The sequence below is a fragment of the Schinkia azotoformans genome (genome assembly GCF_035811335.1).
In the GTDB taxonomy this organism is placed as follows: domain Bacteria; phylum Bacillota; class Bacilli; order Bacillales; family Bacillaceae_J; genus Schinkia; species Schinkia azotoformans.
On record NZ_JARSMD010000029.1, the window covers coordinates 46,322 to 63,137 of the forward strand.

The 16,816-nt window shown below is 37.3% G+C and carries 14 protein-coding genes, 1 pseudogene and 1 riboswitch; of the genes and pseudogenes, 9 read left to right on the plus strand and 6 right to left on the minus strand.

Translation table 11 applies throughout. The features are described 5' to 3' along the window. The first annotated feature begins 277 nt into the window (after window positions 1-277). From putP to P9E47_RS18385, 3 genes are all read left to right on the plus strand, one after another. On the plus strand, window positions 278-1,753 hold the full coding sequence (putP, locus tag P9E47_RS18375; RefSeq protein WP_003331496.1) for a sodium/proline symporter PutP: 1,476 nt from the start codon (window positions 278-280) through the stop codon (window positions 1,751-1,753). A gap of 127 nt (window positions 1,754-1,880) precedes the next feature. After that, window positions 1,881-3,122 (plus strand): PucR family transcriptional regulator, encoded by a 1,242-nt coding sequence (locus tag P9E47_RS18380; protein ID WP_326164292.1) that lies wholly within the window; start codon window positions 1,881-1,883, stop codon window positions 3,120-3,122. 136 nt (window positions 3,123-3,258) lie between these two features. Beyond that, window positions 3,259-4,755, plus strand: a complete 1,497-nt coding sequence (locus P9E47_RS18385) for a sensor histidine kinase (RefSeq protein WP_326164294.1) — start codon at window positions 3,259-3,261, stop codon at window positions 4,753-4,755. 44 nt (window positions 4,756-4,799) lie between these two features. Here P9E47_RS18385 and P9E47_RS18390 read toward each other — a convergent pair whose 3' ends face one another. After that, window positions 4,800-6,101: an NCS2 family permease gene (locus tag P9E47_RS18390; RefSeq protein ID WP_035193469.1), complete on the minus strand. Its 1,302-nt coding sequence runs from the start codon at window positions 6,099-6,101 to the stop codon at window positions 4,800-4,802. A gap of 294 nt (window positions 6,102-6,395) precedes the next feature. On the opposite strand from P9E47_RS18390, the gene P9E47_RS18395 reads away from it, so the two are divergent. After that, window positions 6,396-7,565: a tetracycline resistance MFS efflux pump gene (locus tag P9E47_RS18395; protein ID WP_035193471.1), complete on the plus strand. Its 1,170-nt coding sequence runs from the start codon at window positions 6,396-6,398 to the stop codon at window positions 7,563-7,565. Window positions 7,566-7,598: 33 nt separating this feature from the next. Here P9E47_RS18395 and P9E47_RS18400 read toward each other — a convergent pair. After that, window positions 7,599-7,712, minus strand: a pseudogene (locus P9E47_RS18400) (L,D-transpeptidase); the annotation flags it as partial. A gap of 241 nt (window positions 7,713-7,953) precedes the next feature. On the opposite strand from P9E47_RS18400, the gene P9E47_RS18405 reads away from it, so the two are divergent. Continuing rightward, window positions 7,954-8,166 (plus strand): hypothetical protein, encoded by a 213-nt coding sequence (locus tag P9E47_RS18405; RefSeq protein ID WP_003331491.1) that lies wholly within the window; start codon window positions 7,954-7,956, stop codon window positions 8,164-8,166. A gap of 33 nt (window positions 8,167-8,199) precedes the next feature. Next, window positions 8,200-9,165 (plus strand): GAF domain-containing SpoIIE family protein phosphatase, encoded by a 966-nt coding sequence (locus tag P9E47_RS18410; protein WP_268869821.1) that lies wholly within the window; start codon window positions 8,200-8,202, stop codon window positions 9,163-9,165. Between the two features lie 88 nt (window positions 9,166-9,253). Here P9E47_RS18410 and P9E47_RS18415 read toward each other — a convergent pair whose 3' ends face one another. From P9E47_RS18415 to P9E47_RS18430, 4 genes are all read right to left on the minus strand, one after another. Continuing rightward, window positions 9,254-10,273, minus strand: a complete 1,020-nt coding sequence (locus tag P9E47_RS18415; RefSeq protein WP_003331489.1) for a 4Fe-4S binding protein — start codon at window positions 10,271-10,273, stop codon at window positions 9,254-9,256. 116 nt (window positions 10,274-10,389) lie between these two features. After that, on the minus strand, window positions 10,390-12,771 hold the full coding sequence (locus tag P9E47_RS18420) for a glycoside hydrolase family 31 protein (protein ID WP_326164295.1): 2,382 nt from the start codon (window positions 12,769-12,771) through the stop codon (window positions 10,390-10,392). Window positions 12,772-12,891: 120 nt separating this feature from the next. Then, window positions 12,892-13,485 (minus strand): energy-coupled thiamine transporter ThiT, encoded by a 594-nt coding sequence (gene thiT / locus P9E47_RS18425; RefSeq protein WP_326164296.1) that lies wholly within the window; start codon window positions 13,483-13,485, stop codon window positions 12,892-12,894. 88 nt (window positions 13,486-13,573) lie between these two features. Then, window positions 13,574-13,683: riboswitch (TPP riboswitch) on the minus strand. A gap of 35 nt (window positions 13,684-13,718) precedes the next feature. Next, window positions 13,719-13,988, minus strand: a complete 270-nt coding sequence (locus P9E47_RS18430) for a hypothetical protein (protein WP_003331486.1) — start codon at window positions 13,986-13,988, stop codon at window positions 13,719-13,721. Window positions 13,989-14,131: 143 nt separating this feature from the next. On the opposite strand from P9E47_RS18430, the gene P9E47_RS18435 reads away from it, so the two are divergent. The 3 genes from P9E47_RS18435 (at window position 14,132) to P9E47_RS18445 (ending at window position 16,811) form a co-directional block, all read left to right on the plus strand. After that, a complete protein-coding gene (locus P9E47_RS18435) occupies window positions 14,132-14,563 on the plus strand; it encodes a rhodanese-like domain-containing protein (RefSeq protein WP_003331485.1) in 432 nt (143 codons plus the stop codon). A 103-nt stretch (window positions 14,564-14,666) separates the two neighbouring features. Further along, on the plus strand, window positions 14,667-15,422 hold the full coding sequence (gene map / locus P9E47_RS18440; protein WP_003331484.1) for a type I methionyl aminopeptidase: 756 nt from the start codon (window positions 14,667-14,669) through the stop codon (window positions 15,420-15,422). 102 nt (window positions 15,423-15,524) lie between these two features. After that, window positions 15,525-16,811, plus strand: a complete 1,287-nt coding sequence (locus P9E47_RS18445) for an efflux RND transporter periplasmic adaptor subunit (protein ID WP_326164298.1) — start codon at window positions 15,525-15,527, stop codon at window positions 16,809-16,811. Window positions 16,812-16,816: the final 5 nt, after the last annotated feature.

Genomic DNA, 16,816 nt, shown 5'->3' on the forward strand with positions numbered 1-16,816 from the left:
GTTAAAATAATATTTTATGTGGTGAGGCTTAAAAGGTTTATTTTGAATTCCTAAATTCTTTTTGGTCTCACCACCTTTTTATTATAATTTTTAACAACATCTATCGGTTTTAATTTCCGAAAATTCTAAATAAAAGAACTATAAAAACTTCGTTAAAAAAATGTTCACAAATCATTAAAATTTGTGTAATATAAAGATAGTTCAGAAAACCTACAGAATACTACAAATTGCTACGTAAATTAGCGAAATGTAGAAAAAAGAGGAGGTATAAAAAACCATGGGTAACATTCAATTACTAATCTCTGTAAGCGTATACATGATCGGCATGCTTTGGATCGGCTACTACGCTTATAAACGCACTTCTAATTTATCAGACTATATGCTTGGTGGGCGTGGTCTTGGTCCGATGGTAACAGCTCTTAGTGCAGGAGCATCAGACATGAGTGGTTGGCTTTTAATGGGTCTACCTGGTGCAATGTATGCAACAGGATTAAGCGCTTCTTGGATTGCGATTGGTCTAACTTTAGGTGCTTGGGCTAACTGGCTTTGGGTAGCTCCAAGATTAAGAAGTTATACTGAAATTGCCAATAATTCCATCACGATTCCTGGTTATTTAGAAAACCGTTTTGAAGATAAATCAAGATTGCTCCGTTTAATTTCTGGATTTGTAATTATGATCTTTTTTACCTTTTACGTATCAGCGGGCATGGTTTCAGGTGGAGTACTATTCGAGAGTACTTTTGGAATGAGTTATCATACCGGCTTAATTATCATCACAGCCGTTGTTGTTGCCTATACACTGTTTGGTGGTTTCTTAGCTGTAAGTTTAACTGATGCCGTTCAAGGATTAATAATGGTACTAGCGTTAATTCTTGTACCTGCTGTAACAATTATCGAAGTTGGCGGATTTGGCACATCATTCTCTGAGATTCGTTCAATTGATCCAGCACTTTTGAATATTTTTACCGGAACTAGTTTCTTAGGAATTGTGTCACTATTTGCATGGGGTCTCGGTTATTTTGGACAACCTCACATTATTGTTCGTTTTATGGCGATTACCCATGTTTCGGAAATTAAAAAAGCACGCCGCATCGGTATGAACTGGATGGTTTTCTCTGTAGGCGGTGCAATGTTCACAGGTTTAATTGGTCTTTCTTATTATTCAATAAATGGAATGAAACTAGACGATCCAGAAACGATTTTCATTATGCTAGGAAATATTTTATTCCATCCAATCATTACAGGTTTCTTAATTTCAGCAATTCTTGCAGCCATTATGAGTACAATTTCTTCACAACTACTTGTAACATCAAGTTCTTTAACAGAAGATTTGTATAAAACATTTTTCCGACGCTCAGCATCAGATAAAGAATTGGTATCAATCGGTCGGCTATCAGTATTATTAGTTTCTGTTATTGCTTTATTTCTTGCTTGGCAAAAGAATGATACAATCCTTAACCTTGTTGGTTATGCATGGGCAGGATTTGGTTCTTCGTTTGGACCTGTCATTTTGTTAAGCTTATATTGGAAGCGTATGACAAGATGGGGAGCTCTTGCAGGAATGATCGTTGGGGCAGTGACAGTAATCGTTTGGTCAAACGCTGGGTTATCAGACTTACTCTATGAAATGATCCCTGGTTTTGCGTTAAGTTTATTAGCGGTATATGTTGTCAGCTTAATGACCGCAAAACCTACAGGCTTAGTTGAGGAACATTTTGAACAACTTGAAAAGGCAGTTAAAGAGCCTAAATAAAAATAGATTGAAGAGCATTTTTCGGAGATAAGAATCATTTCTTATCTCTTTTTTTATATGGTTTGTGATATGATGAAGTTAGTCTAAGTTTGACTAATTTTGTTTTGTGCATGAAGGAGGCTGGAAAATGCAGGGCTACTTAGAAAAGGCACTATCACTTACTGAAATCCATAAAATCATTGAGTATGTCAGCCATACACTAAAGAGACCAGTAATTTTAGAGGATGATCAGTTTTTTCTGCTATCCTATAGCTCCTATTATATAAATGACTTCGATCAGGCTAACCAACAAACAATTTTATCAAAAAAATGTCCAGTTCCCATTCTAGAAAAGTTTATTGAAACGGGCATTATTGAGCAGTTGAAATCTATTATCATACCGTTTCGCGTTAAAAAGATTGAGGAAATCGGTTTAAACCATCGGGTCGTGACAAGCACGAAATATAAAAATGAAATCATGGGGTATATGTGGGTTCAGGAGATTGATGGGCCTCTTACCGAAGAAGAAATTGAATTTCTACATGAGGTTTCTTCCCATATTGGGAAGATTCTCTACAAAAGAAATCAAGTCAGACGTGAAAAAGATGAAAAAAAAGTACTGTTCTTTCATCAATTATTGAAGGAACAATCAAAAAATGAAAAACAGATAAGACAAGAAGCAGAATTACTTAATATAAGGATTCCTCAATTACTTAAAACTATTATCTTTATGCTAAAGGATCATGATGAGGAGCAATTTGAATCTTTAAAAGATACTGTTCAATCCTACCTAAAAGTAACGGATTGTATGACTGAAATTGTAATTGAGTCTAATAAGATTATCGTTATTTTGGGTGAAAGATCACAGAAAGATAGAATAGATGAGCAGGGGATTGAGTTAGTTAATAGAGTTATCAAAAGCTTGGAACAGCAGAATTCCTTAATAATATTTGCGGGAATCGGTGCGGCTTATGGCCAATTAACGCTTTTACGGAAAAGTTTTCTAGAATCATCAGAAGTCATTAAGGCAGCCGTTTTTCTTGGAACACGGGAACATCTTTCTTTTGAATATGAGAACCTCGGAGTTTATCGGTATATTCAAGCACTTGCAGAGCATAATAAGGAAGTTCATTATGTGAACCCAAAATTAGAAAAATTAAAACAAAAAGATAATGAGAATCAAACCGAACTTTTAAAAACGCTGGAGGTCTATTTAAAGAATAATTGCAAATCAAAGCCAACAGCAGAGCAATTGTTTATTCATCCCAATACACTTAATTATCGCTTAAAGCAAATCGGAGAATATACTAATATCGATTTTTCCGATTTTAATTTAAATTGTCAGTTATTTATCGATTTATTATTGATGAAAAGTGAAGGTAATAAATAAAAATGTCAGGAACTATTTCCTGACATTTTTTGGTGTGTTTTTAGTTGGAAATTGAAAAATAAAAAGGTTTCAAGTAAAATTATGGGGCGACTAGCAAATAATGAAGGTACGGAGGAAAGGGGGGAGTGATTAGGTTTTGCTTAATAAATTTGAAATAAGAACATGTATTATAGTAATTGTTGCATTATTCGCGTTTGTACTGACAAGAGTGTTGCACATTACGATTTCATCGATATATGATCCTTCATATTATTTAATTTCACATACTATGTTTGAGCTTTTTAGTATTTTTGTTTCATATTCAATCTTTTTCCATGGATGGCTAACATTCCAACATACACATTCCTCCCAGAAATTGAATTTAAGTTTAATCTTTTTTGCGGTAGGCTCAATAGATTTACTACATACATTATCTTATAAAGGAATGCCTTTTTTTCAATCCGATAATACTCTTCAAGTTGCAACATGGTTTTGGATAACAGGAAGATTAATTGAAAGTATTGGAATGGGCTATTATATAGTAAAACAAAAAGATGAAGAAATAACAGAAAAATGGAAAAACACAAAAATAGGAATAACAATTCTACTTGTCCTACTATTAATCTTCTCGATTTTGAAGTATGAAGGGCACTTTCCAGTGTTGGTTAAAGAAGGAGCTGGCGTAACTAATACTAAGATAATAATAGAATATATAATTAGTATGATTCACTTTACGACTTTAGTTATTATATTTAGACAATATTTGGTGAATAGAAACCGTAATGATTTAACCACTTTTACTGGCATTATTTTTATATTAATTGCTGAACTAGTATTTACACTTTATCGAAATGTATATGATATCGATAACTTGTTGGGACATATATTTAAAGTGTTAGGCTATTTTTATTTATTTAGGGGAATCTTTTTCCCGCAGTTTAGAGCAATTTTCGAAGACAAAGAGAAGGCTGAACTAGAGCGGCAATTCGCAGAAGAGAAATTAAAAGAGCAAGAAAGTAAAGTAACTTCAAGTATATTATTGGCGCAGGAAGAAGAACGTATGAGAGTTTCACAACATTTGCATGATGGGGTGGGACAATCTTTATACAATATCCTCGCTTCTCTAAAAGTATTAAAACAATTAGGTGTGGATGATAGAATCGTTCATCAACTAAAACATTTAGAGGAATTAACGAGCCAATCGATGGATGAAGTAAAATCAATTGCGTTCCAACTGCGACCGAACTCGCTTGATAATCTCGGTCTATTCTCGGCTATCCGTATACATATTCAAAGATATGAGTCAAAGTTTGGGATAAGAGTAGAATTAGAGTTTAGCGGCAAAAAGCAAAGATATTCACCAGAGATCGAAACCGAGCTTTATCGCATTTTTCAAGAGGCGTTAAATAATGCAGCTAAATATGCTGAAACAGAAAAGATCATCGTTCGAATCATAAATAATATAAATAGCGTTGAACTTCAAATTATTGATGAAGGGAAAGGGTTTAATATTCATGAATATAATGATTCCAAGTGGCAGAAAGGGATTGGATTATATAGCATGAAAGAGAGAGCCAGTCTATTAAAAGGAACGCTGGAAATTGAATCAATTGAAAATGTAGGGACAAAAATTAAAGTAGTGATTCCGATATAGGAAAAAGCCCACTTTTTGCGGAAAGTTGGCTTTTTCTTTAAATATTAATGAGGTAGATAAGCAAGTTGGAAGAAGAATAAGACAGCGAATAAATAAACCAATGGATGAACTTCACTCCATTTACCTTTAACAATTTTCATTAACGGATAGGAAATAAAGCCTAACGCTATTCCTGTCGCAATACTTGAAGTTAATGGCATGCTTAAAATAATTAAGAATGCAGGAAACGCTTCGTCAATTTCATTCCATTTAATGTTAGCAACGCTGCCTATCATTAAACTACCTACAATGATAAGCGCAGGAGCAGTAATGGCTGATAGACCTGAAACGGCACCAACTAATGGACCGAAAAAGGCTGCAATAATAAATAGGATCGCTACGGTTACGGATGTTAGACCAGTTCTACCACCAGCCGCAACACCTGATGATGACTCAATATAGGCACTTGTTGGACTAGTTCCAAACACAGCCCCTGCGGTTGTAGCGATGGAGTCGGCTAATAAAGCTTGTCTAGCCCTTGGCAGTGTATTTCCTTTCATTAAACCGGCCTGCTCGGCAACACCAACCATCGTTCCTGTTGTATCGAAAATCGTAACAAGCAAAAATGAAAAGACTACTGCATAAAGGCCATAATGGATTACATCGAGAAAGGCGTCAATAGGATTCACTATGATGAGCCCTTCAGGTAGAGATGGCATCGATACAAATCCTTGATCAAAAGAAAGATGTCCTGAAAAATAGGCAATGATCCCAGTAGCGATCATTCCGATAAACAGTGCTCCATTCACATTTAATGCTAATAAGATTAAAGTAATTGCTAAACCAATAAGCGCTAAAATTGCTGATGGAGAATGAAGATCACCAAGTGCAACTAAATTTGAAGGGTGATCTGCAATTATACCTGTCATTCTTAGGCCGATAAAAGCAATGAATAGACCTATTCCGGCTGTGATCCCGTGCTTTAAATTTTCCGGTATAGCTTCGATTAATTTTTGTCGGAAAGGTGTTAAAGAAAGAATGATGAAAAGTATACCTGCAACAAAAACGGCTGCAAAAGCAGTTTGATATGTAATTTCAGTATGTGCACCAACAACTGAGTAAGCAAAATAGGCGTTTAACCCCATACCGGGTGCGATTCCAATAGGATAGTTTGCTGCTAGTCCCATCCATAACGTACCGATGACGGTGGCAATGATCGTTGCCGCAAAAACTTGTTCAAAGGGAACACCTGCATCCGATAATATGATTGGGTTTACAACAACAACATAGACCATTGTTAAGAAAGTAGTAATCCCTGCTAGGATTTCCGTTTTTACATTTGTATGATTTTCTTTTAATTTAAACAATCGTAAAACCTCCAAGAGACGAACATTTTAGACGCACCTGTCTAATAATATTCGTTTTATGTAAGAAATTCAAGTGGTTTGTTTTACCGAAATAACATTTTTAATGGACCACGGGGTCAGCCGCGGGGTCGGGTTCTTCGTCCCGCTTTTTGTGCCACAGGGTCTGTGCCACGGGGTCGGGAACTGTGTCCCACTTTTTTCATTCATTAATATGGCCTAAAAAATAGAAATTAATTGGAAAATAATATATGATATTGGTTACGAACATTTTTTGTGTGAAACGGAGGACCAATTTTGGGAAACAAAAAGGCATTATTGCTTCTATTTATTATTATGTTTTTAGTAATGGTAGGCTTCGGGATCATTATCCCTGTGCTTCCATTTTTTGCAGAAGAGATCGGGGCTTCGCCAACCGAATTAGGCTGGTTAATGGCTGTTTATTCTCTGATGCAGCTATTATTTGCGCCGATGTGGGGCCGAATTTCAGACCGAATTGGGCGAAAACCAGTTTTATTAATTGGGATAGCAGGACTGGCTCTTTCTTTTTTCTTATTCGCCATTTCTACAGAGTTATGGATGCTTTTTGCAGCAAGAATAATAGGTGGAATTTTATCCTCTGCTAATATGCCAACATCAATGGCTTACGTTGCTGATATAACTACTCCCGAAGATCGTGGAAAGGGAATGGGGATTATTGGCGCAGCCGTGGGGCTTGGTTTTATATTTGGACCAGCTATTGGCGGGCTGTTTTCAAAAGTCAGTTTAAATACGCCCTTTTGGATTGCCGGCATTGTATCGTTAATTACATTTGTTTTTGTGTTATTTGTTTTAAAGGAATCATTGTCAAGAGAAGAAAGAGAACTTGCACGAAGAAGAAATGCAGCAACACCTTGGGGTACCGTTAAGGGGACTATGGGTATTCTTTATTTTCTCTCATTTTTTATTTCATTTTCATTAGCGGGACTAGAAGCAACATTTGCTTACTATGCAGCTGTACGTGCTGGGATTGATACAGTTAATCTAGGTTATATTTTCATGATAATGGGTTTTGCAGGAGCTGCCGTACAAGGTGGTTTAGTTGGGCGATTTATTAAAAAGTTTGGAGAAGGTAAGGTCATTCAGGCCGGGATTATCGTTTCCATCATTGGCTTTGGTTTAATTTTATTAATAAAAGATTTTTTTACAGCAGCACTCTTTTTAACTATTTTTGGTCTAGGAAATGGCGTCATTCGCCCAAGTGTATCATCTTTATTAACCAAAATTAATACAAGTGGGCATGGCAGTGTAACCGGAGTGCTTTCCTCCTTTGAATCATTGGGGCGCATTCTGGGTCCGCCACTCGCTGGGCTGCTATATGAAACTATGATTGATTTGCCGTATATTTCTGGTGCATTGATTTCCGTTGTTGCATTTGTATTGTACCGGATTTATGACGGAAAAGTGAAGGTAAGGGGCTCCCTATAGTGGGAGCTTTTTGTGTGGCCGTAATCTCTTCGATTAACTCGGTCTTATATAAACAGGTGTGCTGATCGGTATAATCCGCGCAAGCTTCTCGACATCATGATTGTACATCCTGATACAGCCATGCGAAACTGCCTTCCCAATTGAACTAAGCGTTTCCCCCGTTTAACTGTACGTTTCATAAAAAATCTCCTCACATCTTTATAGGTATGACATCCCATTTGTGCTAATGTATTCATTCATTGATTGATTGATATGTTAAAGGTATACCATCACACTTTTTGAAATATAACTGTTTAATATTTTTGTAAAATAAAATCATTGCACGGAAAGTTAATAATGTTGCTATAATAAAAAATAGCAATGAGAGGATGGAAGGAGGGTTAGCTTTATGAATACTTCAAAGTCACTTGATAAAATTTCAAGGAAATTTAACGAAGCGACAGTCCATGCCTTTGAATTATTAAATCAATCTATAAAAGTACGGACTTTTTTTGTTGGTAGAACAACAGAGGAGTCGTTTTCTATTCTGAAAGTTTTTAGTAAGAATGATGGCTGTACTTTAAGCGAGGGAAGAACTGTTCCGATACAGAAATCGTATTGAAATATTATATTTAGCCACGGCCGGGAGCCGTTAATCATTGAGGATACGTCGAAACATCCAATTGTTAAAAAGCTGGATGTTACTTATACAGCCAATATTGGCTCCTATTTAGGAGTACCTATTATTCTGGAAGACAATACAATGTTCGGAACTTTATGCGCGGTAGACCCTTCACCGCACAAGTTTGATAAAAACGATTTAGAGTTAATGCAGACGTTGGCCAACTTTATTGCAAATGCGATTGACTTAGGGCAAGCATATGAAATCATTTTGGCTGAAGAACAAAGGGTAAAAAGGGAACTTGAGTTGGCGAAAAAGGTTCAAACAAGTGTCCTGTCGGAACCTATTCAATTAGAAAAAATTAATATTCAGGCTTACTACCAATCCTCTGAATCATTATCAGGAGATATGTATAGCTGGTTTGAAATATCACCTAATAAATATGGGGTTATCTTGATCGATGTCATGGGTCACGGTGTATCTGCAGCGTTAATAAGCATGTCGATTCGTTCTTTGCTGAAAGGTTTAATTACAAGTATTTCTGAACCAATAGAGGTTATTAAAGAGCTGAATCATCATATTTTTTCTTTATTTAATTCAACCCATCAATCTACGTATGCGACTGCCATTTATATGGTGATTGATACGGAGTTAAAAACGATTGAATATGTGAATGCTGGCCATCCGTCTGGTTTATTATTTTTAGATCAGAAAACGATGAAAAGAATGGACGAAGGCAGTATCATATTGGGGATATTCCCCAATTTAAAGGTTGATAAACAATTAATTCATTATAATGAACCATCCACGATAATGTTGTACACAGATGGTCTGATTGAGTTAATCAATCCGGAAATAAATGAAGCTATAAATAGAATAGAGAATATAATTGTTAGTGAACCGGACAATCTCCAATTAATAGAGGAAATTAAAAAGAAGTTCGTCAATGGGAAAACGTTAAAGGATGATATTTGTTTGATTACGGTGAATGTAGAATAGTGGAAAAAAGACCCCTTTGGGTCTTTTTTTGTCTAGCTCCAGCGCCCAGCGACTCGTAAACTTCGCTAAACGGGCGCTTCCGCTTTTCCTAATGGCTTAAATAATTTACGATAGGGATTAATTCCTGAAATTCTTCATATGTAATGGTTGAATCCCAATATCCCGTAGCTTTTGCAACAATAATGACTATAGTAAATAATACTAGAAATGATGTTGGTACAGCCCATTTGTTTACCTTTTTGCCCGCTACCGTCATACTTAGGGTATCTTTAACAGGACAGGCTTCAATACACGATAAACAAGATGTACATTCCGGTGTTGTGACCGCTTTTAACTTGGCAACACTAATTCCTTGTGGGCAAACTCTCGTACATTGGTTGCAGTCAATACAAGTAGATTCATTTCTTTTAATCTTTGTAATTCGGAATAGCGAACCTAGGCCAATAAGCGCACCATAAGGGCATAAATAACGGCACCAAAAGTTTTGGATGAAAATTCCTAGCAGTGCAAGAACGAGCAATACTTTAATGGCGACAGCGCTGAGATCTAGGAAAAAAAGCATCATTTTAACATCAGCTACTTTGTTATAAGGAGAGTATAAAAAATCCTTAGAAGCCGGAATAGACATGTCAACAATGATTACTTTTAAAAATACAACTAACAGTAAGTATTTGATCGAATATAAGATCCATCTTAACCACTTGGGTGGGTTAATTTTCTTTTTCATTATTTTTCTACCGAATATTCCAAGAAACTCACTTACTGTTCCGACAGGGCACAGCCAGCCGCAGAACGCTTTTCGAAAAAGGAAACCAGATAAAATCAAAAAAGTGAAAAGAATTAATCCGGCCGGGTGGATAAAATCGAACTCACCCGTTGTGATCCAAACCTTTAAGGCTACTAATGAACCAATCGGCAAAAATCCTTCAACAGCCGGTGGCTTTTCAACATATGGAGTTGCACCTAGTGATTCAAAATGGGCATAAAATTGATAGAATTGCCAGCCCACAAATAAAAGGAAAAGGGAGAATCCTATTTGAACAGAATGCCGTGTCCACTGTATTGGTTTTCTTTTAATCTTTCTTTTTAGGGTAGAAGTATTAAGCATCTAAAACCCTCCATATGGCAAATTTTTTTTCATTGTAAGCCTAAGAATGGTGGTGAGGTGTGACGCACATCACAAAGACAATGAAAAAAGGCCCTAAAAAGGGGCCAGTTCACAAACTATTCATAAAATTTTATTGAAAATGTATGTTTTTCCTTATTAAATGCGAGCCGATCATTTGTGATCTCTTCATTATTAACAAATACTTTTGGCGGTTCTTTTAAAAGATGAATTACAAGTGTCCACTCGTTCCAGTTAGGTTTATATGAAGAATGCTCATTTTTAATTGATAGCTGAATATCGGACCCCGTTTGTTGACATGTTATTTTTTTAAGAAAATATTCACCTTTTTCATTTGCAAATGTTTCCCCATCGTCATCATATAACGTGTAAGTGATGTCTTCGTTTTCATTAGGGTAGAGATGAATTTCCATATTGGTTTCCGGTGCCATTGTTGAGTACTTGATCGCTCCATGAGCTATCATTGATCCTTTTTTTATAAAAATCGGCAGTATTTCCAGGTCAGCTTCAACAAGGATATAGGTTCCACCTTGAATAACTTTATCTGTCCAGTAATTGACCCAATCCCCTTCCGGTAAATAAACGACGCGGTGATATGTGTCAGGCTTCATAATAGGGGCAATGAGGGCATTCTCCCCGATTAAAAATTGATCTGAGAGATTGGTTGTCTTTGAGTCATTTGGATATTCTAAAAATAACGGACGCATCACAGGTATACCGGATTGGCTTGCTTCCATGAATAAAGTGTAAAGATGAGGAAGCCACTGATAACGAAGATGGATATATTTTTTTATAATTTTTTCATATTTTTCACCAAATGACCATGGCTCCTGCCTTACTGTATCGAGAGCATTATGATTTCGGAAAAAAGGTGTAAAAGTGCCAACCTGCATCCATCTCGTTAATAATTGCCCGTTCGAGTCATGGGCAAAGCCGCCAACATCAGGTCCGCAAAATGGGATCCCTGATACGCCAAGATTCATCAACATTGGCAACGACATTTCTAGATGCTCCCAAAAGCTCCGATTGTCACCTGTCCAAACAGCTGCATATCGTTGGATGCCGGCAAAGCCTGCACGGGTGAGCAGGAAGGGCCGCTTGCCATTTAGCTGCTGCTCTAAGCCCTCATATGTGGCCTTTCCCATTAATAAACCATATACATTGTGAAGTTCATGATGAGTTTTTAAGTCACCATCATTATTGTGAATCACATCAAGATCCATCGTTTTTGTTTTGTTAAAAACAGCAGGTTCATTCATATCATTCCAAATTCCTTCAATTCCTAAATCGGTGTAAAAGGAATGCTTTTCCCCCCACCATTTTTGCGTTTCAGTATTTGTGAAATCAGGAAAGGCACTTATTCCCGGCCAAACTTCATCGAGGTAAAGATCGCCTTCCAGGTACTTGCAGAAATGGTTTTCGAGGACACCTTCTTTATAAATATAGTAATTTGGATCTTTTTTGACACCTGGGTCAACGATTGGTACAACATGGATACCTTCTTGTTTTAAATCATGTATGAGTTGTTTTGGATCTGGAAAGGCAGCACGATCGAACGTAAAAACTCGATAGCCGTCCATATAATGAATATCTAAATAAATCGCGTCAATTGGGATTTGCTTTTCGGCAAATTTACTAGCAAGCTCTCTAACTTCTTGCTCCGATTTATAGCTATATTTGGACTGATGGTAGCCTAGTGCCCATTTAGGAGGAAGAGGCATCCGCCCTGTTAAATCGGTATATTGCTCGATCACATCTTTAGGCGATGGACCTGCCAAAATGTAATAATCAAGCTGCCCATCCTCGGCTAAAAATGAATAAGCATCATTGTTTGATTTGAAGTCAAATGTTGTTTTAAATGTATTATCAAAGAAAATCCCGTGGGCTTTCCCGTCTCTTATAGTCATGAAGTAGGGAATTGATTGATATAACGCATCAGTTTCAGGATTGTGCGGGGCATAGACATCTGAATTCCACATCGTCATTTTTTCTCCCCGCTTATCAAGAAAACCCGTTTTTTCACCAAAACCGTAAAAATGGTCATCCGCATCCATATCTTTAAAACAAAATACAGCATTCGTACTTGTACACCCCATTCCCAAATTGGATTCGGTAACAAGGATATTTTCATTTTTATCTTTGACGCAAACACGTAGCGGTGATTTTTGAAGTTCGACAGTAAGTTTAGGCGACGCTATGATGATCTTTTCATCAAGCTCTTCTAGTTGGACTTTTACAGGATCTGGCTGTTTAACCAAAGCAACACTGCTCTTTAAGGAAGGCTCTGAAGAAGGGTCCATGATTATTCTTACAATATCATCGCTATAAAAAAGTAAACTAACAAATCCGTGTTGACAGTGAAAAGTGAATATTGATTCGTTTTGCTGCAAAGTGAGGAGCGACCCAATATCGAAATACTTAATCTTCGTCAGGTTCTTTGTAGAATCAGGACGTATCGCAAAGCTTGAATCTTCTAACATAAATAAACCCTCCCTCAAATTTATTTTCTCTATGTAGAATATTTTACCATAATGGGAGGGAGGGGGCACCAAAACAAAACAGCCATCCCCAAGGGGACGGCCATTACCAAGCAAGCATAATTAATAATTGAACTTTGCATTTGTAACATCGAAATACTTCGGAGCAGTGTTAATAAGCAATGACACAAAAATGGCACTTAAAATAAAGGCTGGAAGCATATAAGTGCCATTATATAAAAGTGAGTATAGGGCTACAGGAGTTCCTGATGGTGCGTATTCACCGAAGAAGACAATCCCGCCGATAACATGGGCTGCATACCGCAAAACGCTTCCTAATAGTGTTCCGGCAATAACATAGGTAGTAACTTTACTTTTTGAGTGCTCATTAATAGCATGCTGTATTTGTTTCATGAACACACCAGCGAGTCCAATAACGATAAAAGCAATGAAGTAATCTAATAGACCTTGGATAGGGTGTACAATATACGCTTGCCCGGTTAAAACCTGAAGCCCACCAAGTAAGAGACCCGAAAGCATGCCACCTTTAATCCCCCATCTGAAAGCAATTAGGAAAACGGGAACCATGGCAATGGAGATAGAACCACCTTGTGGCCAAATTCTTAATGAAACCATATTTGCTAATAAATCAAAAACATAAGCCAATGCTGAAAATAAGGCAACTTCGACTAAAAATAACGTTTTACTCCTCTTCATAAGTAAAAATCCTCCCCAAAAAAATAAAATAAAATAAAAAAAGCTACCCACAGGGTAGCCAGCTAAAAGCGTAAAAAGTATGAAAACATTCAAAGTAAATGTTCATTCCTACGCTGGCATTACCCAGATCAGGTTAAACGGGTCGATACGGACTAGTATCCTCTCAGCCAAGTTCCCTTAGCTCCCCTTACATTTTCACTATAACAGTAGTGACATCGTTTGTAAATTTTAAATTAATCAAGATGAATTGCGATTGATTCTGCTTGCGTCTGAGCAGTCTGATTTATTAGCATTTCATTTGATCTAAATTTAATTAGTTCGATTGATATTTGGTGAATGAGCTTTTCGTAGCTGGAAAGTTCCATCATAATGGTAGAATAAAAATCGGACTTTATACTGTATAAAGTACACACAGCCTTATTTTCTTCTACTTCCAAACTTTTATAAAAAGGAAATTCACAGTCTAAAAATGCCTTTTTTACATCATCAAGATTAAGGCTCAAGAGCAATCACTCCCTCATGAGTATCACGTCAAATGTTAACATAATTCACCGAGAAACAACAGTGATAGTGAAAAATACTTATATTCGTATTACTATTATCGTGTAAAATTAAAGTTGTACAGCAAAACAAAAGGAGACTTTTTATGAAGAAATTACTAACTATATTCGTTCTGGCAGCAGCCATCACAACAGCCGGTTGTTCCGGAGCAGGAAATACTCAAACAGAAACATCATCACAGCCTCCACGAAATGCAGAAAGCGTTGAAGAAGGCGCGTATACTAATGTTGATGTAAATGAGGCGGAAAAGCTGATTGAACAAGGGATCACAGTTATTGACGTGCGAACTCCGCAAGAATATGAAGAGGGCCATATTCCTGATGCGAATTTAATTCCGCTACAGGAAATGGAGTCACGTCTAAATGAATTTTCCGAAGATGAGCAATACTTAATTGTCTGCCGTTCCGGAAATCGTTCCGCTCAAGCTAGTGAAATCTTAGTGCAAAATGGAATGAAGCAAATTTATAATATGACCGGGGGCATGAATGAGTGGACTGGGGAAGTAGTCACAAAATAATAATAGAGCACCTTTGTAATTTGCATAATATGGATATATGGATTACAAAGGATTTTTAGATTAAAATAGTAATATTAGAAATAATATTGAAAAGAGGCATACAATGATTACTTTAAAATCACAAAGAGAAATTGAATTAATGCATGAGGCTGGAAAATTATTAGCGAAAGTCCACCTTGAAATTGCAAACATGATTAAACCGGGAATTACAACGAGTGAAATAGATAGTTTTGTTGAAGATTTTCTTGCAAAGCACGGTGCTACACCTGAACAAAAAGGGTATCAAGGCTACCAATTTGCAACCTGCGCATCAGTTAATGATGAAATTTGCCATGGCTTTCCGAGAAATGAACCATTAAAAAATGGTGATATTGTAACCATTGATATGGTTGTAAATTTAAATGGAGCACTTGCGGATTCGGCTTGGACATATCAAGTGGGCGAGGCAACTGAAGAAACAACAAAATTGCTTGATGTAACGAAAAAAGCCCTTTACCTTGGAATCGAACAAGCAGTTGTTGGAAATCGGGTTGGAGACATTGGTCATGCCATTCAAAAGTATGTTGAAGGGGAAGGCTTCTCGGTTGTTCGTGAATTTACAGGACATGGCATTGGCCCAACGATCCACGAGGAACCGATGATTCTTCATTATGGTCAACCTGGAAAAGGCACAAGACTTAAAGAAGGTATGGTCATCACAATCGAGCCAATGGTTAACGTTGGTGAATGGAAAAGTACAATGGATGATAACAAATGGACGGCCCGCACCATTGACGGAAAACTTTCTGCTCAATATGAGCATACCATTGCCATTACAAAAGATGGTCCAGTTATTTTAACTGACCAAGATAATCTATAAAAAGAAATGGCGGGGACTATGTTCCCGCTATTTTTTTTACAAAAATTATAATATTATAAGTAGTGGATTTTCCATTTTTAAGAAAAACGGGGGAAGAAAGGTATGCGTTCAAATAGGCACAACGCTTTTGCTTCAATTGCTTTTTCGCTTTTGTTATTAACCGGTTGTAATGCAGAACCAGCCGTGACGAAGGAAGAGATAAAGGTTGTCGCGGTAGAAGCTGTGAAAAAAGAAAAAGGGGTGGAGTATTCAAGGCTATCTGGAACACTTACACCCAAGGAAGAAACAATCATTTCTTTTGAGATTGGTGGAAATATTAAGTCCCTTCAATTTGATGAGGGCCAATTTGTAAATTCAGGAGATGTCCTAGCAAACTTGGACAGGCGGGATTATGAGCTTCAGCTCGAGAAGGCAAATGCAGCCATTCAGTCATCCAATGCCAGTTTATCGGCTGCTGAAGCAAGTTTAGAAGAGGCAACGAACGGAGCCCGCAGTCAAGAAAGGTCACAGATTAAGCTCAATGTCGATCGGGCTGAAGAGGCTTATAAAAATGCCACCGCAGATTATGAACGAATGAAAAACCTGTTTGAAGCGGGGGCCATTTCCGCACAGGCACTTGAAGGTGCCAAACTTAATTATATAAATGCACAAAATAGCTATGAAAGTGCTAAACTAGCATACTCGTTAATCGAGGAAGGAGTTCGTCCAGAGAAAGAAAAACAAATAAAAGCTGGAGTGAATCAAGCGCAAGCGGGACTCTTAAACGCACAAGTTTCAAAAGAACAAGCCCAGTTAGCGCTGGCGAAAACATCCTTAAAAGCGCCGTTTTCAGGTGTGATTACGGCAAAGCTAGCATCAAGGGGACAATTAATCGGCCCGGGAGTCCCGATATATAAACTTTCACAAATGGATACATTGAAGGTGCTACTCCCGGTTCCTGATTATCAAATTGCTGACTGGGAAAAAGAGAAAGAGGTAACAGTCGATCTATATGGTGAGAAAAAACAAGGAAAAGTGATCAATGTTTTCCCGTCCACTAATCAAAACACCGGAACTATTAGTGTTGAAGTAGAGGTTCCAAATCAGGATCATAAGTGGTTCCCCGGTCAGGTTGTGAAAGCTGAAGCAAAACTTAAGGAACAACTCGGACTTTTTGTGCCTGTTGAAGCAGTCATAAGCACAGGGACCAATAACAAGCCTTATGTATTTTTACTCCAGGATGGAAAGGCAGTAAAAACAGAAGTAACGGTAGGAAAGTTATTTGAAAATAAGTTAGAAATTACTTCAGGTCTTTCAGAACAGGACCAAGTGATCACGAAAGGTGCTGACCGTTTATTTGATGGGGACTCGGTTACTGCCCTCCAGAATGAAGGGACGAATAAGCCATGATTGCA